This is a genomic window from Delftia sp. HK171 (assembly GCF_001886655.1).
In the GTDB taxonomy this organism is placed as follows: domain Bacteria; phylum Pseudomonadota; class Gammaproteobacteria; order Burkholderiales; family Burkholderiaceae_C; genus Comamonas; species Comamonas acidovorans.
This window is the reverse complement of the sequence record NZ_CP018101.1, coordinates 335499-354511: the sequence shown is the minus strand read 5'-3', so window position 1 is coordinate 354511 and position 19013 is coordinate 335499. Positions and strand designations below refer to the sequence as shown.

Genomic DNA, 19013 nt, shown 5'->3' with positions numbered 1-19013 from the left:
GCCGGGAGGGCCGTCAGCGCAGCCGCTCGCGCGCCACCATGGACAGCAGCACGATGGCCGCTGCTGCGGCGATGTGGCCGAACCAGGCCACCAGCCCCAGCGACCAGGGCTCCACCTGCAGCGCCGCCCACAGCGACAGCGCCAGCAGCACCCAGCCGGCCGCGCGCAGGCGCCGTGTGTGGGCAGATGGCAGTTCCTTGCCGAACAGGTCGCTCTGGTGGCGGTCCATGGCCAGGGCCAGGCAGGCGAAGGCGCCCAGGGCCAGCAGCTGACAGAACAGATGGGCCATGCTCATGCGCTGGTCTCCGCTGCGGCGGCCGCTGCCGTGGCGGCTGTTGCAGTGGCGGCTGCTGCAGTGGCGACTGCCGTAGGCGCGGGCCGGGCGGCGCGCACCGGTTTGGCCTTGGGCTGGTGGCGCTGGGTGCGCAGGGCCAGATGGGCATGCAGTGCGGCCAGGGCCAGCAGCATGAAGTCCATGCCGGCAAACACCCAGTCGCCCGCGCGCAGGCTGGCCAAGAGGCCGCGATCCGTGGTCAGCGCGTTGACCACGGGCAGCAGGGCCAGGGCGGCGGCGCCGGCCCACAGCAACTCGATCCAGGCCCGCTTGGCGGGCCGACCCATCGCCCAGAACAGGGTGGTGCCCCAGGCGATGAACATGGCGTGCACCTCCCACTCGGCGCGCTGCGCCATCTCCACCGGCAGCAGGCGATTGGCCCAGAGCATGCCGGCCATGCCGATGGACAGGCCGGCGATGGTGGCGATGTTCAGACGTTCCACGAGCCGGAAGCCGAAATGCGGCCTTTCCGGGTCGGGCAGCTTGCTGCGCCGCTTCACGTTCCACAGCACCAGTCCCGTTCCCACCATGGCCGTGCCCGCAAGGCTGACGATGAAGTACAGCCAGCGCGTGGGCAGGTCGCCGAAGCGGCCCATGTGCAGCGCATAGAGCACGCCGCGCGTCTCGGCGGCGGCGCCCACGCTGTCCTGTGCCTGCAGCAGCTGGCCGCTGACGCCGTCGAACATCATGAACTGCGGGCTGATGGAGACGCGGCCGTTCTCGCCGCGGATGGCGGTCACGCGCGCATTGGCATCGCCGGGCAGGTTGACGTTCAGGCGCTCCACCTGGCCCGCGCCCCAGCGCTGCTCGGCCTGGCGGACCATGTCGGCCAGCGGTGCCAGGGGCGCGGCCTGGCCCGAGGGCTTGCCTGCGGGAACAAAGGCACTAAGCTGCTGGCCGGCCACCACGCGCTGCTCGGGCGTCATGGTGGTGGCCAGATTGGCCCAGGGCATGTACATCAGGGCCAGGGTCACCAGGCCGGTGTACGTGATCATCAGGTGAAAGGGCAGGCCCAGCACGGACAGCGCGTTGTGCGCGTCCAGCCAGGAGCGCTGGCCCTTGCCCCAGCGGAAGGTGAAGAAGTCGGCAAAGATCTTCTTGTGCGTGATCACTCCGCTGACGATGGCCACCAGCATGAACATGGCGCACAGCCCCGCCAGATAGCGGCCCCAGAGCACGGGCATGTAGTGGAACTGGAAGTGGAAGCGGTAGAAGAACTCGCCGCCGCGCGTCTCGCGCACCGGGCCTTCGAGGCGCGTGCCGGTGGCCGGGTCGAAGCGGCCGTTCTCGAAGCGGCGCTTGCCCTGGCCTTCGGGAGGGCTCCAGAACACCGTGGCCACCGTGCTGCGTTCATCGGGCAGGTTGATCAGCCACCGAGGGCTTTGCGGTGCCAGGCGCGCCATGGCGTCACCCACACGCTGGGCCACCAGCGCGGGCTCGCTCGCCTGGCTCTGGTGCGGCTGCTCGGGCTGCATCCACTGCGTGATCTCGTTCCTGAAATAGCTCACCGTGCCCGTGAGGAACATGGCGTAGAGGAACCAGCCCAGCAGCAGGCCGACCCAGGTGTGCAGGTCGGACATGGTCTGGCGGATGCCAGGCGCCTTGGCGGCTTTCGCGGGCTTGGCGGGCTTGCCGGCCGTGTTCGTGGTGTTCGTGTTCATGCGCCCAGCCCCTTGCCCCAGGTCCACCACGCGGCAGGCGCCAGTACCAGGGCGGCGACCAGCAGGCCGGCCCAGGCGCGCGTGGCGCTGCGCACGGCAAACACCCAGATCACCGCGCCCGCATAGACGGCAAAACTCAGCAAGGTGCCCGAGATCGCCGCCTGCGTGCGGTCTGCGGGCAGGGCCAGCACGGCCACGCTGGCCAGCGCCGCCACGGCGTAGCCGCCAAACAGCGCGGCGAGGATGCGGGAAATCAGCGGCCCGTAGTCACGGAACCAGTCACGGAACCAGTCATGGGTGCGGGCAAGAGTGGGAGATGGCATGGCACGGGGGGCCTGGAAAGGCTCGAAAAACGCCGGCCGGAGGGGGCGGCGGTGGCGCGGATGTTATTTGAGAATAAGTCCCATTACAAGTGGTGCAGTCAAGTGCGCCGCCACATCCAGCGCCGCCACATCCAGCGCTGCCGCGCGCCAAGCGCCCCGGCGCTCAGCCCGCCGGCTGGCGCATGCGGGCCTGCAGGTTCTCGAAGATCTGGCGTGTCACGGGGCTGATCACATGGCTGCGGATGTACAGGCGGTAGGCCAGGTCCGGCAGCGGCGGCATGCCGTCGCCCGCGCCCAGCACGCGCAGGCCCGGGTCGAGCTGCTCCACGCCGCGCGCCGTCACGCCCAGGCCGGCGCGCAGCGCTGCGCGTATGCCCACCAGGCTGGTGCAGGTGTGGCGCGGCGTCCAGGCAATGCCGGCCGCATCCAGCGCATCGCAGCCCAGGCGCCGGAAGATGCTGGGCCCGTCGGCCATGACCAGGGGCACGGGCTTGCCCGGGTCATGGGCATAGCCCGCGCCGCACAGCCACACCGTGGGTGTGGAGCGCAGGGCAAAGCCCTCGAAGCCTTCGTCCTCCCGGTTGGAGATGGCCAGGTCCAGCTCGCCCTGCTTGAGCGACTCCATCAGGAACGGGCTGCGCCCCACATGGATGTCGATCTGCATGCCCGGAAAGTTCAGCGCGATCTCCTGCAGCACGGGCGGCAGCATGTTGTCGGCCGCGTCGTGGGGTGCGCCAATGCGCACCAGGCCCTGCACCTGGCGGTGCTGCAGGTTGCGCAGCGCCTCGTCGTGGATGGCCAGCATGTGGCGCGCATAGCCCAGCAGGCGCTGGCCATGATCGGTGAGGCGTTTTTGCCGGCCCTGCTTCTCGAACAGCGCGTGGCCGATCTTCTCCTCCAGCCGCTGCATCTGCTGGGTGATGGCCGATTGCGTGCGCCCCATCTGCACGGCGGCGGCGGCAAAGCTGTCGTGGCTGGCAATGGCGGCCAGGGTGCGCAGCAGGTCCAGGTCAAGCGTCTCCATACTTCAATTTTATTGAAGTATTTATTGGGCATGCGTGGATTGTTGCGGGCCGGGCGCCTCACTACAGTGGACTTCAACGACGACAAGGAGCCCCCTTTGAACACCACCACCAACACCATCACCGAACAGCGCAGCGCCGCCGTGACAGCGGCCATCGGCAGCATGAAGCAGGCCATTGGCGAGGACGCGGCCACGCGCACCAGCCTTGACGCCGTGCTCCAGCAACTGCTGGGCCTGGCCGCGCGCCGAGACTTCTGGCAACAGGCCGACTACGCCGCACCGGAGCAGGGCGAGCACCAGGCGCGCTACCTGATCGCCGAGGACGCCGACCAGAGCTATGCGCTGTACCTCAACGTCATGCGCCCGGGCAAGCGCATCGTGCCGCACAACCACACGACCTGGGCCTGCATTGCCGCCGTGGAAGGCACGGAGCACAACCGCGTCTACGAGCGCACCGACGACGGCTCCGTCCCCGGCAAGGGCACGCTGCGCGAGACGGAACTCGTGGTGGTCGCACCAGGCCAGGGCATCGCCCTCATGCCCGAGGACATCCACTCCGTGGAGATCCAGGGCGAGCAGGTCATCCGCCACCTGCACATGTACGGCCGCGCGCTGGAGACGCTCAACGAGCGCACCAGCTACGACCTGGCCACCGGCACCTGCCAGACCATGGCCATCGGCGTGCAGACGCGCCGCTGAGCCCCGGCCTTCCGGCCGCTATCTCCCGCTTCCTGCCTTTTCACTGTCCATGCCGCAGCGCCCTCCACGGGGCGCGCGTGGCAGGGCTTTGCCCGAAATTCCTTGCCGATCTTTTTCCCGGACCGCATGCAATGACCGCATCCATTGACGCCCACACCCTCAAATCCTGGCTGCACGACGGCCAGGAGATCGCGCTGCTCGACGTGCGCGAGCACGGCCAGTACGGCGAGTCGCACCTGTTCTACGCCACGCCCCTGCCCTACAGCCGGCTGGAGCTGGATGTGCCCCGCCTGGTGCCACGCAGGCAGGTGCGCGTCGTCACCTACGACGGTGGCGAGGGCGATGCCAGCGCGGGCGTGGCCGAGCGCGCCGCGCGCCGCCTCGAAGCCCTGGGCTATACCCAGGTCGCCGTGCTCGAAGGCGGTGCCAAGGCCTGGAGCGCTGCGGGCTACACGCTGTTCGCTGGCGTGAACCTGCCTTCCAAGACCTTTGGCGAACTGGCCGAACACGCCTATGGCACGCCGCGCATCACGGCCCAGCAGCTGGCGGCGCGCCAGGCGGCGGGCCTGCCCCTGGTGGTGCTGGACGGCCGGCCCGTCTCCGAGTTCCACAAGATGAACATCCCCGGCGCCATCTGCTGCCCCAATGGCGAGCTGGCGCTGCGCGTGAGCCGCCTGGTGCCCGATGCGGCCACGCCCATCGTGGTCAATTGCGCGGGCCGCACGCGCTCCATCATCGGCGCGCAGACCTTGATCAACCTGGGCATTCCCAACCCCGTCTACGCGCTGGAGAACGGCACCCAGGGCTGGTACCTGGCCGACCTGCCGCTGGAGCACGGCGGAACGCAGCGCTATGGCGACGACTCGGCCAGCAGCGCGCTGCAAGCCCAGGCCCGCGCCCTGTCCGAACGCTTCGACGTGCCCGAGGTCGATGCCGACACCGTGCGCGCCTGGAGCCGTGATGCGGCGCGCACGCTGTTCCTGTGCGATGTGCGCACGCCCGAGGAATTCAAGGCCGGTTCGCTGCCCGGCGCCCAGCACACGCCCGGCGGCCAGCTCATGCAGGCCGGCGACCAGTACGTGGGCGTGCGCGGTGCGCGCCTGGTGCTGTTCGACAGCGATGGCGTGCGCGCCCCCGTGGTGGCCAGCTGGCTGCGCCAGCTCGGCCATGACGCCTGCGTGCTGCGGGGCGGCCTGCAAAGCGGCCTGGACCTGGCACCGGCCCAGCCGCCCCAGGTCCCCGCACTGGCAGGCATCACGGCGCAGGCCCTGCACGAACGCATGCGCCAGGGCGAGGTGGCCGTGGTCGATCTGCGCGCGGGCATGAAGTACCGCGCAGGCCACATCGCCGGGGCCCGCTGGTCCATCCGCCCGTGCCTTGCCAGCGATCTGGCCGGCGAGACGCGCCAGATCGTGCTGGTGGCCGACGAGCCCGGCATGGCGCAATGGGCCGCGCTGGAACTGCAGGGTGCCGCGCCGCTGCTGCTCGAAGGCGGCCTGGCCGCATGGCAGCAGGCCGGCCTGCCCGTCGAGGCCACGCCCGACAGCCCCACCGACGCCGAGTGCATCGACTACCTGTTCTTCGTGCACGACCGCCACGACGGCAACAAGGAAGCGGCACGCCGCTACCTGGCCTGGGAGACGGGCCTGGTGCCCCAACTGGACGCGCAGGAACTGGCCGCCTTCCGCCTGCCGGAGCCGGCAATGTCCTGATCCACGCAAAGAGCATCCGAACAGCCCAACACCACATAACGACAGGAGACAAGACATGTTCGCAATCCCCACCCTGGCCAGGATGCTGGCCGCCAGCCTCGCGGCCCTGGCCGTGCTCTCGCAGGCCACGGCCGAGCCGCTGGCTGCGCGCAACGGCTATCCGGGCCAGCCGATCCGCTTCATCTCGCCCTTCCCGCCGGGCGGCGGCAACGACGCCAGCACGCGCTGGGTCACCACGCGGCTGACCGAGGCCACGGGCCAGCCCTCCGTGGTGGAAAACCGGGGCGGTGCAGGCGGCAACATCGGCGCCAAGGCCGTGGCTGAGGCCAAGCCCGATGGCTACACCGTGCTCACGGGCCAGGTCTCGCTGATGGCGGTGAACCCCGCGCTCTACAGCGCGCCGGGCTTCGATCCGCTCAAGAACTTCGTGCCCATCACGCAGATCAACGCGGCGCCGCTGGCCATCGTGGTCGCCTCGGCCTCGCCCCTCAAGAGCTTTGCCGACCTGGTGGCGCGCAGCAAGGGCGAGCCGGGCCGCGTCACCTATGCCACGCCCGGCAACGGCACGCTGTCGCACCTGGTGGGCGTGGTGCTGTCCAAGGAAAACGGCGTGCCCATGACCCATGTGCCCTACAAGGGCGCGGGGCCGGCCATCAACGATCTGCTGGGCCAGCAGGTCGACGTGCTGATCACCTCCACCTCGTCCGTGGCCGGCATGATCCAGGCGGGCCAGGTGCGCGCGCTGGCCGTCACCAGCCCGCGCCGCATCGGCGTGTTCGGCAAGGTGCCCACGCTGGAGGAGCTGGGCCTGCGCAATGCGCGCTTCGAGGACTGGTACGGCTTCTTCGCCCCCGCCGGCACGCCGCCCGAGCGCGTGGCCTATCTGCACGACGCCATCGTGCGCACCCTGCAACTGCCGGAAGTGACCAAGCTGGTCGTCGATGGCGGCAGCGAAGTCGTTGCCAGCACGCCCGAGGCCTTTGCCGCCCAGCTGCGCCAGGACATGGAGCGCTGGTCGCGCGTGGTCAAGCTCTCGGGCGCGAAGATCGACTGATGGCTGCCGAACACGCCCCCGCCCCTGACGCCCCCGCGCTGGACCTGCAGACCCGGCTGCTGCATGCGGGCAAGCGCCCGGCCTATGCGGGCGGCACGACCGTCAACCCGCCCCTGGTGCGCGCCAGCACCGTGCTGTTCGAGAGCACGGCACAGCAGCGCGAGATGCGCGAGCGCCGCGCCGGCGAGCGCATCTTCAGCTACGGCGCGCGCGGCACGCCCACCGGCTTTGCGCTGGAAGACGCCGTCAGCGAGCTGGAAGGCGCCCACCGCACGCGGCTGCTGCCCACCGGCCTGGCGGCCATCGGCATGGCCCTGCTCAGCTACCTGTGCCCCGGCGACCATGTGCTGCTGACCGACAGCGCCTACCAGCCTGTGCGCCACCTGGCCGGGCAATGGCTGCGGCCCTACGGCATCGAGTACGACTTCTTCGCGGCCGATGGCAGCGACGCCCAGGCGCGCATGCGTCCCAACACCCGCATGGTCTATGCCGAATGCCCGGGATCGCTGGTCTACGAGATGTGCGACCTGCCCGCGCTGGCGGCCATGGCCCATGCGCGCGGCGCCCTGGTCGTGGCCGACAACACCTGGGGATCGGGCTGCCAGTACCGGCCGCTGGCGCTGGGGGCCGATGTCTCGGTGATGGCAGCCACCAAGTACCTGTCGGGCCACTCCGACGTGATGATGGGCACCGTGGCCACCACCGAGGCCGCCTGGGAGCCGCTGGCTGCGCGCTGCGATGCCTTCGGCATGGCGGTCAGCCCCGACGATGCCTGGCTGGTGCTGCGCGGCATGCGCTCGCTGGCCGCACGGCTGCAGATGCACGAGGCGCATGCGCTGGAGGTGGCGCACTGGCTGCAGCAGCACCCGGCCGTGGCCACCGTGTTCTGCCCCGCGCTGCCCACGCACCCCGGCCATGCGCTGTGGCTGCGCGACTGCCAGGGCACGAACGGCCTGGTGTCGCTGGAGCTGCAGCCCGGCACCGCCGAGGCCGCCGTGGACCGCTTCATCGACGGCCTGCGGCTCTTCGGCATTGGCGCCTCCTGGGGCGGCTACGAGAGCCTGGCGACGGCCGCGCACATGGCGCAGGCGCGCAGCGTCACCGACTGGAGTGCGCGCGGGCCCGTGGTGCGCCTGCACATCGGCCTGGAGTCGCCGCGCGACCTCATCGCCGACCTGGAGCAGGGGCTGGCGGCACTTTAGTGGATAACACGCTCTAGCGGCCTGCCTGAGCGCGCGCCAGTTCGCCGGCCAGCGTCTGCACCAGCGCAGCGGCCGGCATCTCACGCGCCAGCGGCGCACCCTGGCCGGCCCAGTGGGCTGCGTAGTCGGAGCTGCCTTGGGCGGACGCCGCCTGGTGCAGCGCCTTGCCCGCGTCGTAGACGCGCGGGTAGTCGGGCAGGGGCTGGCCATGGCTGGCGCCCAGCGCATGCAGCCGGTTGACCATGCCGCGCGCCGGCCGGCCCGAGATGGCGGCGGTGATGCCTGTGTGGTGGGCGCGTTCGCTGCGCAGCTCGGCACGGTAGGCCGGGCTGGCGGACGATTCAGGGCAGAGGATGAAGGCCGTGCCCAGCTGCGCCGCACAGGCGCCCAGGCCCAGCGCGGCCGCAATGCCTTCGCCATCCATGATGCCGCCCGCCGCGATCACCGGCAGGGCCGTGTTGCGCGCCAGCACGCGCACCAGGGCGAAGGTGCCCATCATGCGGTCCTGCGCGGGATCGAACGTGCCGCGGTGTCCCCCGGCCTCCACGCCCTGGGCCACGATGGCATCGACACCGGCCTGCTCCACCTGGCGCGCCTCGTCCAGCGACGTGGCGCTGGCCAGGGTCACGACGCCGGCCGCGCGCAGCGCGTCGATGAAGCCCTGCTCAGGCAGCCCGAAATGAAAGCTCACCACGGCAGGCCGCTCCTGCAGCAGCATGGCCTGCAGCGCCGCGTTGCCGACGGCGGTGGCGTAGATCTCGTTCAGGCCGGCCGGCGGCTTGGCGCCGAAGCGCGCGAACTCGGGCGCCAGATGGGCCAGCCAGGCGGCCTCGCGCTGCGCATCGGCCCGGGCCGGCCGGTGGCAGAACAGGTTGACGTTGAAGGCGCCCGAAGTCAGCGCGCGCGTCTGCACGATCTGCTGGCGCGCCTGCTCCGTGCCGCTGGCGCCAATGCCCAGCGAGCCCAGGCCGCCGGCCTCGGTGACGGCGGCCGCCAGCGCGGGCGTGGACGTGCCGGCCATGGGGGCCTGGATGATGGGATGGCGCATGCCCAGTCGGGCCATCCACGCGGTCTTTGCGGTGCTCATACGACTCCTTGTTTCCTGTCTCGAATCCGCGCACTCATGCGGCAGCCTGCCGGCGCGCGCTGGCGCGGCTGGCGGCGATCATGAGCGTGCCCAGCAGCAGCGACACGCTGCCGATGACGAACAGGCGCTGGTACGAGCCCAGGCCCGCATAGCTCCAGGCCATGAAATATCCCGACACGGCCTGCATCAGCGCAAAGGCCGCCGTGGCATAGCCCCACATGCGCTTGTGCTGCGCGGGGCCGATCAACTGCATCAGGTAGCCCGAGGTGATGGCCGCCATGCCCGGCGACAGCGCGCCCACCAGGAAGGACGAGGTCGCATGCCCCGCAAATCCCACCCAGAACAGCGGCATGGCAATGGCCAGGGTCTTGACCGCATAGGCGCCCGTGGTCGTGCCCCACCAGCCAAAGCGCGTGGCGCACAGCGAGGCCACCAGCGGCCCGGCAATGGCGCCCAGGCCGAACACGGCCCACTGCGTGGAGGCGTAGGCATCGCCCAACTGCAGCTCGCGCGCCAGGTAGTCCACCCAGAACACCGTGTGCGGCACAAAGCCGAAGGCGTCCGTCATATAGGCCAGCATCACCAGCACCACGGGCAGCGTCCACAGGGGCGCGGCACGCGCGGGCTGGGCATGGGGCGTGATGGCAATGGGCGCAGGCACCGGCAGCCGCCGCACATGGCGCCAGCCCAGCCAGCCGGCCCAGGCGCAGACCGCCGCCAACGCCCACCAGACGGCTCCCAGGCTCTGGCGCGCCAGCAGCGGTATCAGCGTGGCCGACAGCAGGGCGCCGGCGCCTATGCCGCAGAACATCAGCGGCCCCAGCGCCGCACGCCGCTGCACGGGCGTGGCCGCCAGGGCCACGGAGGGGCCCAGCACCATCAGGATGGCGCCGCCAATGCCCGAGATGCAGCGCCAGGCAAAGAACCAGGGCATGGGCAGCGGCCAGGCGCAGGCCGCAAAGCTCAGCGCCAGGGCCACCCAGCACCACAGCAGCACGCGCAGCGCGCCCAGGCGTTCGGCCAGCGGCGCGGCGGCCAGCGCGCCAATCAGATAGCCCAGCAGGTTGGCCGCACCCAGGTAGGCCACCTGCTCGCCGCTGAACCAGCCGGCATGCACCATCTGCGGCATCAGCGCCGTGTAGGCAAAGCGCGCCAGGCCGACGCCGCTGAGCGTGGCCATGAAGCCGGTCAGCAGCAGGGAAGTTTCGTTGCGTTGGATCACGGGAGTGGGCGCCATGCGGGGAGGATGGGCATACATTAGGCGCTGCCGCCCATCATGTCCAATGATTCAAAATGATGGCGTTGATCTCGATTGAAGATGAATGTCACTGGAGCCGCGATGCAACTGAAGTCCCTGCGCATGTTCCTGGCCGTCTGCGACAGCGGCAGCTTCGGCGCTGCCGCGCAGCAACTGCACACCGTGCAGTCCAACGTGACGGCCCATGTGAAAAAGCTCGAGGACGAGGCCGGCGTGCAACTGCTGGAGCGCAGCGCACCCGTGCACGCCACGCCTGCCGGCCGCCTGCTGGAGCAATACGCGCGGCGCATGCTGGCCGACCATGACGAGGCGCTGGCCCTGCTGCAGGGCAGCTCCCGGGCCGCCGGCGCGCTGCGCATAGGCTCCATGGAAACCACGGCCGCGCTGCGCCTGCCGCCGCTGCTGGCGCGCCTGCACCAGGCCCAGCCCGGCCTGGACCTGGAGCTGCGCACGGCCACCACGGCCGAGCTGCTGGCCGACCTGCTTGCCGGGCGGCTGGACTGCGCCTTCGTCTCCGGCATGCCGCCCCAGTCCCGCCTGCAGGGCTGGCGCGTCTTCGAGGAAGAACTGGTCCTGGTCACCGCCTTCGCGCTGCCGCGCTTTCCCGATGCCGCCCAGCTCAGCGCCGTGCCCTTCCTGGCCTTCCGCCAGGGCTGCAGCTACCGCCAGCGCATCGAGCTGCTGCTGGCCGCGCGCGGCGTGGCCGCACGCATCATGGAAATGGGATCGCTGGACGCCATCCTCGGCTGCGTGGCCGCCGGCATGGGCTACGGCCTGCTGCCGCGCAGCGTGGTCCAGGCCCAGCAGCACCGCTTCGGCGTGCATATCACGGCCCTGCCCGGCGCACTCGCCCAGGAAGTCGCCCGCGTGGAAACCTGGTTCGTCGTGCCCGCGCGCCAGGGCTGGTCGCCTGCGCTGCATGCTTGCGTGGAGGTGTTGGGGATCGACCAGGAGGTTGCGGCTGTCGATGCGCAAGGCCTGGTGCCTGCCGGCTCATGAAGGCAACCGCAACACCCTCCGATACTGCATGGCCTCGGCCACATGCCCCGTCTCCACTGCCGCGTTACCGGCCAAGTCGGCAATGGTGCGCGCCACCTTGAGCGCGCGGTGGGTGCTGCGGGCCGACCAGCCCAGGCGTGCGGCGGCCTTGTGGGCGAAGGTCAGGGCCTCGGGCGAGAGGCCCAGGTGGTCGTCCAGGGCCTGGCCCTGGAGCTGGTGGTTGGCGCTGCCCTGGCGCTGCACGGCCAGCGCGCGGGCCTGGACCACGCGCTCGCGCACGGCCTCGCTGGTTTCGCCCGAGCGCGCGGCCAGCAGCTCCTGCGGGGGCAGGGCGCCGACTTCCACATGCAGGTCGATGCGATCCAGCAGCGGGCCGCTGATGCGCGCCTGGTAGCGCGCCACCTTGTCGGGCGTGCAGCGGCAGCGCTGCACCGTCGACCCCCAATGGCCGCAGGGGCAGGGATTCATGGCCGCGACGAGCTGAAAGCGCGCGGGGAATTCGCAGCGCTGGGCGGCTCTGGCGATGGTGATCTGGCCGGTCTCCAGCGGCTCGCGCAGCGCCTCCAGCGCACTGCGTGCGAACTCGGGGAATTCGTCCAGAAACAGTACTCCCTGATGGGACTGCGAAATCTCGCCGGGGCGCGGTGGCGAGCCTCCTCCGACCAGGGCCACGGCACTGGCCGTGTGATGCGGGCTGGCCGTGGGGCGCTGGCGCCAGCGCTCGGGCGTGAAGCGGCCGGCCAGGCTGGCGATGGCGGCGGCTTCCAGCGCCTCGTCGTCGCTCATGGGCGGCAGCAGGTCGGCAAAGCGCTGGGCCAGCATGGACTTGCCCGAGCCCGGCGGCCCCACCAGCAGCAGGCCGTGGCCTCCGGCCGCAGCGATTTCCAGCGCGCGCCGCGCCTGCGCCTGGCCACGCACCTCGGCCAGGTCGAGGCTGCTGCGCACTGGGGCGGCGGGCTGAGGCTGCACCGCATGCCAGCCCAGGCCGGAGCATGTCTGGGTGTCGCCTGCTGCCGGCAAGGCGTCGGTTTCGTCGGTCTCGCCGGTGTCCTCGCTTTCGTCGCTGCAGCAGGCACTGTCCGTGTCCTGCTCCGTCTGCACCAGGGCATTGGCCGAGCGAGTGATGAAGCGGCGCACCACGTCCAGCAGGTGGTGCGCGCAGAACACCTGGGCCGATGGCACGAAGGCCGCCTCCTGCGCGCTGCCCGGCGGCAGCACCAGGCGGGCGCCGTCCTGCTGGCGGTGCAGGGCCAGGGCCGTGGCCAGCGCGCCGCGCACGGGCCGCAGCGCGCCCGACAGCGACAGCTCGCCCGCGAATTCATAGTCGGCCAGCGCATCGCCATTGATCTGGCCGCTGGCCGCGAGAATGCCCAGCGCGATGGGCAGGTCGAAGCGCCCCGAATCCTTGGGCAGGTCGGCGGGCGCCAGGTTGACGATGATGCGTTTGTTGCTCGGGAACTCCAGCCCGGAGTTCAGCAGCGCCGAGCGCACGCGTTCACGCGCTTCCTTGACCTCGACATCGGCCAGACCCACCAGCGTGAACGACGGCAGGCCGTTGGCCAGATGCACTTCCACGGTGACACGCGGGGCGGCCAGCCCCAGCAGCGCACGACTTTGAACCAGGGCCAGACCCATGGGCACCTCGCAGAAACGACAGACACAAAGCCACACAAAGGAAGAGGCCGCCAGCGGTGCGGCGGCCTCGGTGACCCAGTATGGCAACGGCCTTGGGCCTTGTGGGCGGCGGGTGCGGCGCTGCCCCCAAATCTCAGAATGTTCTGACCCTTGCGGCGCTAAAATCAGAACAGCTTCACCAGCGCCGGAACACTCAGCACGGCCGTGTAGTAGCCCATGAACTGCACGCCGGTGTTGAAGCCGAAGCCGCGTGACAGCAGGCCGCCGAGCAGGCCCATGGTCAGGATCACGAGCAGGCCCAGCAACTGGCCTTCCCAGACGCTGATGACGATGATCAGGCCCACGAAGGTGGCGATGATGGCCTCGTGGCTGACCCGGCGCGAGACGAACAGCGCCGCGCTGCGCGCGAAGTTCATGGCGAAGGGGTAGGACACGAGGGCCGCCAGCACCACGGCCAGCATGCCGTAGCCCAGGAACTCCCAGTGGCTGAGCAGGTTGTGCAGGTTGTTCACCTGGCCCGTGGCGGCATCGACGGTGAAGCGCGGCGGCGCGTTGAACAGCGGCGCGGCGGGGCCGGCGGCCACCGGGCTCAGCGGCAGGCCGAAGGCGATCAGCGGGATCAGCGCCTCGGCGATGTAGGTGGCCTCGGTCACGCCGTTGCGCGCGCTCAGCACCGTGGTCAGGCGGTGGTAGGCATGCTTGATGCGCGAGCCCACCAGCTCGCCCAGCACCACGGTCATGGCCACGGGGCTGAAGACGAAGGTGGCACTGGAGATGGTGGCCGTGGCCAGGGTCCAGCGCGTCTGCACGCGGTCCAGCACCTTGAGCGGGTTGGGGAAGTAGCCCGACCAGCCCTTCACGTCGGGCGCCAGGTTGAACTGGCGCACCTTGTCGCGCAGCATGCGCTGGCGGCCGGCCGGCGAGATCACGGTGAACAGGTCGGCGATCAGCGGCCCGATGGCAATGCCCAGGAAGTAGCTGATGCTGAGCTTGACCTCGTATTTGGCGGTGAGGCTTTGCAGCGCAATGATGACCACCACGAACGGAATCAGCAGCATGACCGAGGCCCAGCGCCCCGCCGAGAAGTAGGCGATGAGGAGGGCGGCGGCCAGGAAGATCCAGGGCGCCGTCTTGGTGATCATGCTGCCGAAGGGCGCCAGCATCACCGCGAACAGCACGGCCAGCGGCACGGCGACAAAGGCCGCGACGATGCCGCCCGAGACCATCTTGCGCAGCGCGATATGGGGCACGCCCAGCTTGCGCAGCATGTTGGCGTCCTGCAGCAGCGGCGTGGCCAGCGTGTCGCCGGGAATGCCCAGCAGCGCCGTGGGCACGGCATGCGTCATGTGCTTGGCCACGGCGCCGGCCAGGAAGAAGGTGAACACGCCGGCGGGCGGCACGCCCAGCAGCACCACCAGCAGGGTGAGCGGGGCCAGCGTGGTGGTCTCGTCCGTTCCGGAGACCAGGCCGATGGCGGCGAACACCACGGCGCCTATCAGGCCCATCGCGGCTGCGACGGCGATGTCATTGGTCAGCAGGGTTTCCATCTCATGCCCTCCCGGCCTTGTCGGCGAACAGTTCGTAGAGCTTGAGCTCCTTGAGTTCCTGCACCACGGCGGGCGGCAGGTCCTGCACCGTGCCCAGGCCGCCGGGCTGGCGCGCCAGTTCCTCCAGTACTTCGCGGCGCCATTCGGGGTCGTTCGAGGTGTCCAGCTCGGTCACTTCCCGCTTGGGCGGAAAGGCGCGTGCGCAGATCACGCCGGCGATCACGCAGCCGGCAAGGCCCGCGAGCATGGCGTAGGCGTGGGCCAACTGGCGCGACTCGACCACCGTGGCCAGCCAGCGGCTGGCCAGGTAGAACCCCAGCACGCTGATGCCGGTGCCGATGGCAATGGCCCAGGCCAGGTGGCGCAGGTCCACGGTGTCGCCCCAGACCTCGGCCAGCCGCCAGTCGGCGGGATCCTTGCTTGTCATGTGTGTCTCCTTGGTTTTTTGTTTGTGTGGCCGCGCTCTGGTCAGGCCCTGGCGCGCAGCGCGGCCAGCACTTCCAGCGCGCGGTCGGTGCGCACGTCGTGCTCGGCGGCCAGCTGGCGCGCCACGGTATCGACCTCGTCGCCCGTGGCGCCGGCCACCAGGGCGATGTTGCGTGCGTGCAGGGCCATGTGGCCGCGCTGAATGCCTTCGGTGGCCAGGGCGCGCAGGGCGCCCAGGTTCTGCGCCAGGCCCACGGCGGCGGCGATCTCGCCCAGCTGCTGGGCGGACTGCAGGTCCATGATCTTCAGCGCCAGGCGTGCCAGCGGATGGGTCTTGGTGGCGCCGCCGACCAGGCCGACCGGCATGGGCAGCTCGATGCTGCCGACCAGGGCGCCGCCGGTGTCCTTCTCCCAGCGCGTGAGCGAGGTGTAGCTGCCGCTACGGCTGGCATAGGCATGGGCGCCGGCCTCGACTGCGCGCCAGTCGTTGCCCGTGGCGACGATGACGGGGTCGATGCCGTTCATGATTCCCTTGTTGTGCGTGGCCGCGCGGTAGGGGTCGATGGCCGCGAAGGTATAGGCGTCCAGCACGCCTTCGATGATCTCCTCGCCGCTGCGCTCCTGCGTGGCCAGGGTCTGCGGCGTGAGCCGCACGCGGGCGCGGGCCAGCCGCAGGTCGGCCAGGTTGGACAGGATGCGCAGCCGCACGCTGCCGCCCGTGATCTGCTCGACCAGGGGCGCCACCGATTCGGCCATGGTGTTGACGGTGTTGGCGCCCATGGCGTCGCGCACGTCCACGATCAGGTGGACGACCAGCATGGGGCCGCGCGGCGTGTCGGGGAAGACGTGGACCTCGATGTCCTTGCAGCCGCCGCCCAGGCCGATCAGCACCTTGTCGCGGCTGTTGGCGCGCTCGATGATCTGCGCACGCGCCTGCAGCACGGCCAGGCGCGCGCCGTGCGGATCGGTCACGCCCAGCACCTGGACCTGGGCGCGCATCAGCGGCAGCGTGCTGGAGGTCTGAAAGCCCCCGTCCTCGCGCGCCAGCTTGGCCATGTACGAGGCGGCGGCCACCACCGAGGGCTCCTCCACCGCCATGGGCACCAGCACGTCGCGGCCGTTGACGCGGAAGTTGCCGGCCACGCCCAGCGGCAGCTCGAAGCTGCCGAACACGTTCTCGATCATGCCGTCGGCCAGCGCCAGGGGCAGGGCGCCGGGGGCGGCGAGCAGGGCGCGCTCGGCATCGGACAGGCCGCAGGCATCGGCCAGGAAATCCCGGCGCTGAGCCGGGGTGAGGGCACGGAAATTGGGCAGGCGCGAATCGGCAACCATGGAAGACATCTCCTCGAATCAAAACTCTGGTCGCCGGACTGTAGGAAAACTGTACCGCTTTCAAAAGGTACAGTTTCGGGGAACAGTACCATCGCACTGCAACATGAACGGAGGGCGCATGGCAGACACCAGAGGGCGCTCGGCCCCCATTGCCGAGAAGCTGGCCGACCTGATCGGCCAGCAGATCGCCGACGGCGTGTACCGTCCCGGCGACAAGCTGCCCTCGCTGCGCGAGCTGGCGCAGCTGCACCGCTATGCCAAGAACACCGTGGTCTCGGCCTTCGACCTGCTGGTCTCGCGCGGCATCGTCGAGCCGCGCCGGGGCTCGGGCTTTTACGTGCTGAGCACGGGGCGCGGTGCCCAGCGCACCGATGAGGACGCGGGCCAGCTGGGTCGGGCCATGGACATCGTCTGGCTGATGCGCGAGCAGCTCAAGACCCAGCCCGACTGCGTGGGCGTGGGCGACGGCTTTCCGCCCGTGGAATGGCTGGCCGACATGCGGCTGGACCGCTACCACCAGAAGGTGGTGCGCACGGGGCTGGGATCGCTGTTCCGCTACGGCAGCCGCTACGGCTATGCGCCGCTGCGCGACAGCCTGGTGCGCAAGCTGGGTGACTTCGGCCTGCAGGCCACGCCGGGCCAGCTGGTGCTGACCCATGGCGCCAATGAGGCCATGGACCTGGTCATCCGCTACTTCGTGCCGCCGGGCGCCACCGTGCTCGTGGACGAGCCCGGCTACTACCCGCTGTTCGGCAAGCTCAGGCTGGCCGGCGCCCATGTGGTCGGCGTGCCGCGCCTGGCCGACGGGCCCGACGTGGCCGCGCTCGAATCACTGCTGGCCCAGCACCGGCCGCGCCTGTTCTTCACGCAGTCGCTGGCCCACAATCCCACGGGCTCGGACATCTCGGCCGCCAAGGCCTACAAGGTGCTGCAGCTGGCCGAGCGCCACAACCTGCTCATCGTCGAGGACGATCCGCTGGCCGACTTCAAGCCCACCTCGGCCGTGCGCCTGTCCACGCTGGACCAGCTGGAGCGCACCATCTACATCGGCAGCTTCTCCAAGTCCTTCTCGGCCGCGCTGCGCGTGGGCTTCATCGCCTGCAACGACGCGCTGGCCAGCGACCTGGCCGACCTCAAGGCGCTGATCCACGTCAGCGGCTCCGAGTACTGCGAGCGCATGGTGGACGTGATGCTGCGCGAAGGCCACTACGAGCGCCACCTGGTGCGCCTGCGCCACAAGCTTGGCCAGGCCACGGCCCAGGCGCTGGGCTGGCTGGATGCCCACGACTGCGAGGTCTTTGCGCGCAGCCCGCAAAGCCTGTACCTGTGGGTGGCTTTCCCCGGTGTGCAGGACTCGCTGCGGCTGGCCGAGCAACTGGTGCCGCGCAAGCTCAGCATGGCGCCGGGCCGTGTCTTCCACGTCGATCCCTCGGCCGTCTCGCGCTGGTCGCGGTGCAACGTCAGCGCCATGCTGGATCCAAGGTTCCAGGCCGCGATGGGGCAGGTGCTGGCTCAACCCGCCTGAGCCAGCCCCCGGGCCTGCGCGCGCAGCAGCGCGATGAAGCGCTGCTGCTCCTGCGTGGGCGCGTCGTCGGTGCGGGTGAGGATGCCGAAGGGCGCCATGGGCACGTCGATGCAGACCGGCAGCGCCCTGACCAGGCCCATGCGCAGATAGTCCTTGAGCGCGGATTCGGACAGCAGCATCACGGCGTCGGTCAGTTGCACCAGTTGCTGCATGGAGTACACCGAGCTGCATTCGATGATGTCGGCCGGCGCAGGCAGTTCCAGGCGCTGCAGCAGCTGGTCGAGCGCGATGCGCGCGGGGCTGGTGGTCGGCTGCAGTATCCAGGGCCAGTCGCCGACAAGCTCTTGCCAGCCCAGCTTGCGCCGGCGTGTCAGCGGATGGCCGCTGCGCACGACGACCAGCAGCCGCTCGTTGCCCAGTTCCTCGAAGCTGTAGCTGCTGCTGTGGGCCGCAGGGCTGCGCCGCGCAATGGCCATGTCGATGCGGCGCTGGTCCAGCAGACGCAGCACCTGGTCGCTGGTGTCGCCCATGATGCGCAGGCGCAGCTGCGGGCTTTGCGCCTTCATGCGGGCCACGGCCGTCATCACCAGGTCGGGTGCTGCGCCCATGATGGTGCCGATGGACAGGTAGCCGTAGCCGCCCTGGCGGCGCGCGGCCAGGTCCTCGGCGCAGCGGTCCAGGCTGTTGAGCGAGGCCTCGGCAAAGCGCACCAGCTGCGCGCCCAGCGCCGTGGGCCGCATGCCGCGCGGCAGGCGCTCGAAGAGCTGGCAGCCGAACATGTCCTCAATCTCGCGCAGCATGCGCGTGGCCGCAGGCTGGGACATGGCCAGGCTCAGCGATGCGCGGTGCAGGTTCAGGCTCGATCCCAGCGCCACCAGCATGTGCAGGTGCTTGTAGCGCAGACGGTTGAGCAGGCTGCGGTGCAGCACGGGCGGGGCGGATTCGGGCGTGTTCGCAGGCATAAGCACAAGGTATCGGATGTGACCGAAATTCGATTTGTTGAGCATCGATCATGCGCCGTACATTGGCCCTGCGACAAGAAAAAAACAGACCCAATCCAGGAGACAAGACATGCACAGCCCATCGCCTGTTTCATGACGCGCTGATGCGACCGGCACCAAGCCGCAGCCGCCTCTCGCCTTCCGAAAAAGCACGCCTTCAGCGCCCCCATTTTTGCGGGCGTGACGGCTCTCCA

General features: G+C 70.1%; 17 protein-coding genes. 6 read left to right on the top strand and 11 right to left on the bottom strand.

What is annotated here, in order from left to right; all coding sequences use genetic code 11:
* Positions 1-13: 13 nt before the first annotated feature.
* The 4 genes from BO996_RS01650 to BO996_RS01635 all read right to left on the bottom strand — a co-directional run bounded on the left by BO996_RS01650 (position 14) and on the right by BO996_RS01635 (position 3342).
* The gene (locus tag BO996_RS01650) at positions 14-295 is read right to left on the bottom strand and encodes a DUF3325 domain-containing protein (RefSeq protein WP_013800144.1); all 282 of its coding nucleotides are present in this window, start codon (positions 293-295) and stop codon (positions 14-16) included.
* Positions 292-1995, bottom strand: coding sequence for a PepSY-associated TM helix domain-containing protein (locus BO996_RS01645; RefSeq protein WP_071953849.1), 1704 nt, complete (start codon positions 1993-1995; stop codon positions 292-294). Before BO996_RS01645 ends, BO996_RS01650 begins: the two co-directional genes overlap by 4 nt.
* Positions 1992-2318, bottom strand: coding sequence for a DUF3649 domain-containing protein (locus BO996_RS01640; RefSeq protein WP_013800146.1), 327 nt, complete (start codon positions 2316-2318; stop codon positions 1992-1994). The genes BO996_RS01645 and BO996_RS01640 overlap by 4 nt, the downstream gene beginning before the upstream one ends.
* Before the next feature lie 163 nt (positions 2319-2481).
* Positions 2482-3342: a LysR substrate-binding domain-containing protein gene (locus tag BO996_RS01635; protein WP_013800147.1), complete on the bottom strand. Its 861-nt coding sequence runs from the start codon at positions 3340-3342 to the stop codon at positions 2482-2484.
* A 162-nt stretch (positions 3343-3504) separates the two neighbouring features.
* Here BO996_RS01635 and BO996_RS01630 point away from each other — a divergent pair, with 162 nt between their 5' ends.
* From BO996_RS01630 to metC, 4 genes are all read left to right on the top strand, one after another.
* Positions 3505-4041 carry a cysteine dioxygenase family protein gene (locus BO996_RS01630; RefSeq protein WP_071957002.1) on the top strand — a complete coding sequence of 179 codons (537 nt, stop codon included), beginning with the start codon at positions 3505-3507 and terminating at the stop codon, positions 4039-4041.
* A gap of 131 nt (positions 4042-4172) precedes the next feature.
* On the top strand, positions 4173-5753 hold the full coding sequence (locus BO996_RS01625; RefSeq protein ID WP_071953848.1) for a rhodanese-like domain-containing protein: 1581 nt from the start codon (positions 4173-4175) through the stop codon (positions 5751-5753).
* 55 nt (positions 5754-5808) lie between these two features.
* A complete protein-coding gene (locus tag BO996_RS01620; RefSeq protein ID WP_071953847.1) occupies positions 5809-6807 on the top strand; it encodes a Bug family tripartite tricarboxylate transporter substrate binding protein in 999 nt (332 codons plus the stop codon).
* Positions 6807-8009: a cystathionine beta-lyase gene (gene metC / locus BO996_RS01615; RefSeq protein ID WP_071953845.1), complete on the top strand. Its 1203-nt coding sequence runs from the start codon at positions 6807-6809 to the stop codon at positions 8007-8009. Before BO996_RS01620 ends, metC begins: the two co-directional genes overlap by 1 nt.
* 13 nt (positions 8010-8022) lie before the next feature.
* Here metC and BO996_RS01610 read toward each other — a convergent pair whose 3' ends face one another.
* Positions 8023-9096 (bottom strand): NAD(P)H-dependent flavin oxidoreductase, encoded by a 1074-nt coding sequence (locus BO996_RS01610; protein WP_071953843.1) that lies wholly within the window; start codon positions 9094-9096, stop codon positions 8023-8025.
* Positions 9097-9130: 34 nt separating this feature from the next.
* The gene (locus tag BO996_RS01605) at positions 9131-10333 is read right to left on the bottom strand and encodes a YbfB/YjiJ family MFS transporter (RefSeq protein WP_065345491.1); all 1203 of its coding nucleotides are present in this window, start codon (positions 10331-10333) and stop codon (positions 9131-9133) included.
* A 102-nt stretch (positions 10334-10435) separates the two neighbouring features.
* Between BO996_RS01605 and BO996_RS01600 the strand changes: the two genes are divergently transcribed.
* A complete protein-coding gene (locus BO996_RS01600) occupies positions 10436-11353 on the top strand; it encodes a LysR family transcriptional regulator (RefSeq protein ID WP_071953841.1) in 918 nt (305 codons plus the stop codon).
* Here BO996_RS01600 and BO996_RS01595 read toward each other — a convergent pair.
* The 4 genes from BO996_RS01595 to BO996_RS01580 all read right to left on the bottom strand — a co-directional run bounded on the left by BO996_RS01595 (position 11348) and on the right by BO996_RS01580 (position 16293).
* Entirely contained in the window at positions 11348-12988 is a 1641-nt protein-coding gene (locus tag BO996_RS01595; protein WP_071953839.1) for a YifB family Mg chelatase-like AAA ATPase, read from the bottom strand. The two genes, BO996_RS01600 and BO996_RS01595, sit on opposite strands and share 6 nt — an antisense overlap.
* 164 nt (positions 12989-13152) lie before the next feature.
* On the bottom strand, positions 13153-14535 hold the full coding sequence (locus BO996_RS01590; protein WP_017405458.1) for a tripartite tricarboxylate transporter permease: 1383 nt from the start codon (positions 14533-14535) through the stop codon (positions 13153-13155).
* 1 nt (position 14536) lies between these two features.
* On the bottom strand, positions 14537-14962 hold the full coding sequence (locus BO996_RS01585; RefSeq protein WP_016448616.1) for a hypothetical protein: 426 nt from the start codon (positions 14960-14962) through the stop codon (positions 14537-14539).
* 41 nt (positions 14963-15003) lie between these two features.
* On the bottom strand, positions 15004-16293 hold the full coding sequence (locus BO996_RS01580) for a hydroxymethylglutaryl-CoA reductase, degradative (protein ID WP_071957001.1): 1290 nt from the start codon (positions 16291-16293) through the stop codon (positions 15004-15006).
* A gap of 118 nt (positions 16294-16411) precedes the next feature.
* Here BO996_RS01580 and BO996_RS01575 point away from each other — a divergent pair, with 118 nt between their 5' ends.
* Positions 16412-17818 (top strand): aminotransferase-like domain-containing protein, encoded by a 1407-nt coding sequence (locus BO996_RS01575; protein WP_071953837.1) that lies wholly within the window; start codon positions 16412-16414, stop codon positions 17816-17818.
* On the opposite strand, the gene BO996_RS01570 is transcribed toward BO996_RS01575, so the two are convergent.
* Positions 17806-18780 (bottom strand): LysR family transcriptional regulator, encoded by a 975-nt coding sequence (locus tag BO996_RS01570; protein WP_232240450.1) that lies wholly within the window; start codon positions 18778-18780, stop codon positions 17806-17808. The two genes, BO996_RS01575 and BO996_RS01570, sit on opposite strands and share 13 nt — an antisense overlap.
* Positions 18781-19013 lie beyond the last annotated feature (233 nt).

Bases quoted from the DNA above. Each gene is read 5' to 3' on its own strand.
- BO996_RS01650 (WP_013800144.1), bottom strand. From the start codon at position 295: ATGAGCATGGCCCATCTGTTCTGTCAGCTGCTGGCCCTGGGCGCCTTC.
- BO996_RS01645 (WP_071953849.1), bottom strand. From the start codon at position 1,995: ATGAACACGAACACCACGAACACGGCCGGCAAGCCCGCCAAGCCCGCG.
- BO996_RS01640 (WP_013800146.1), bottom strand. From the start codon at position 2,318: ATGCCATCTCCCACTCTTGCCCGCACCCATGACTGGTTCCGTGACTGG.
- BO996_RS01635 (WP_013800147.1), bottom strand. From the start codon at position 3,342: ATGGAGACGCTTGACCTGGACCTGCTGCGCACCCTGGCCGCCATTGCC.
- BO996_RS01630 (WP_071957002.1), top strand. From the start codon at position 3,505: ATGAAGCAGGCCATTGGCGAGGACGCGGCCACGCGCACCAGCCTTGAC.
- BO996_RS01625 (WP_071953848.1), top strand. From the start codon at position 4,173: ATGACCGCATCCATTGACGCCCACACCCTCAAATCCTGGCTGCACGAC.
- BO996_RS01620 (WP_071953847.1), top strand. From the start codon at position 5,809: ATGTTCGCAATCCCCACCCTGGCCAGGATGCTGGCCGCCAGCCTCGCG.
- metC (WP_071953845.1), top strand. From the start codon at position 6,807: ATGGCTGCCGAACACGCCCCCGCCCCTGACGCCCCCGCGCTGGACCTG.
- BO996_RS01610 (WP_071953843.1), bottom strand. From the start codon at position 9,096: ATGAGCACCGCAAAGACCGCGTGGATGGCCCGACTGGGCATGCGCCAT.
- BO996_RS01605 (WP_065345491.1), bottom strand. From the start codon at position 10,333: ATGGCGCCCACTCCCGTGATCCAACGCAACGAAACTTCCCTGCTGCTG.
- BO996_RS01600 (WP_071953841.1), top strand. From the start codon at position 10,436: ATGCAACTGAAGTCCCTGCGCATGTTCCTGGCCGTCTGCGACAGCGGC.
- BO996_RS01595 (WP_071953839.1), bottom strand. From the start codon at position 12,988: ATGGGTCTGGCCCTGGTTCAAAGTCGTGCGCTGCTGGGGCTGGCCGCC.
- BO996_RS01590 (WP_017405458.1), bottom strand. From the start codon at position 14,535: ATGGAAACCCTGCTGACCAATGACATCGCCGTCGCAGCCGCGATGGGC.
- BO996_RS01585 (WP_016448616.1), bottom strand. From the start codon at position 14,962: ATGACAAGCAAGGATCCCGCCGACTGGCGGCTGGCCGAGGTCTGGGGC.
- BO996_RS01580 (WP_071957001.1), bottom strand. From the start codon at position 16,293: ATGGTTGCCGATTCGCGCCTGCCCAATTTCCGTGCCCTCACCCCGGCT.
- BO996_RS01575 (WP_071953837.1), top strand. From the start codon at position 16,412: ATGGCAGACACCAGAGGGCGCTCGGCCCCCATTGCCGAGAAGCTGGCC.
- BO996_RS01570 (WP_232240450.1), bottom strand. From the start codon at position 18,780: ATGCCTGCGAACACGCCCGAATCCGCCCCGCCCGTGCTGCACCGCAGC.